Raw genomic sequence first — 543 nt, 5'->3', positions numbered from 1 at the left:
CAACACAGACCATTCCGTGGCAAAGCAAAAGTTCAGAATCACCAACTGGTCCACCTACAACAAAGCTCTCATCAACCGTGGCTCCCTCACTTTCTGGCTGGATGATGGGGCGATTCAGGCCTGGTATGAGTCGGCAACGCCTTCATCACGGGGAAGGCCCCAGCGCTATTCTGACCTTGCCATCACGACTGTGCTGGTCATTAAACGCGTATTCAGGCTGACCCTGCGCGCTGCGCAGGGCTTTATTGATTCCATTTTTTCTCTGATGAACGTTCCGCTACGCTGCCCGGATTACAGCTGTGTCAGCAGGCGGGCAAAGTCGGTTAACGTCAGTTTCAAAACGTTCACCCGGGGTGAAATCGCGCATCTGGTGATTGATTCCACCGGGCTGAAGGTCTTTGGTGAAGGCGAGTGGAAAGTCAAAAAGCATGGCCAGGAACGCCGTCGTATATGGCGAAAGTTGCATCTGGCAGTTGACAGCAACACACATGAAATCATCTGTGCAGACCTGTCGCTGAACAATGTGACGGACTCAGAAGCCTT

1 protein-coding gene is annotated in these 543 nt (G+C 52.7%); it reads left to right on the top strand.

What is annotated here, in order from left to right; genetic code table 11:
* Positions 1 to 16: 16 nt before the first annotated feature.
* Positions 17 to 543, top strand: a 527-nt coding sequence (locus BV390_RS30440; protein WP_139156028.1) for an IS5 family transposase, incomplete at its 3' end; no start/stop codon positions are given.

The sequence above is a fragment of the Klebsiella sp. YJ genome (genome assembly GCF_002108615.1).
Taxonomy (GTDB): Bacteria; Pseudomonadota; Gammaproteobacteria; order Enterobacterales; family Enterobacteriaceae; genus Klebsiella; species Klebsiella planticola.
The sequence above is the reverse complement of the archived record's forward strand: the minus strand, read 5'-3'. Positions and strand labels throughout refer to the sequence as shown.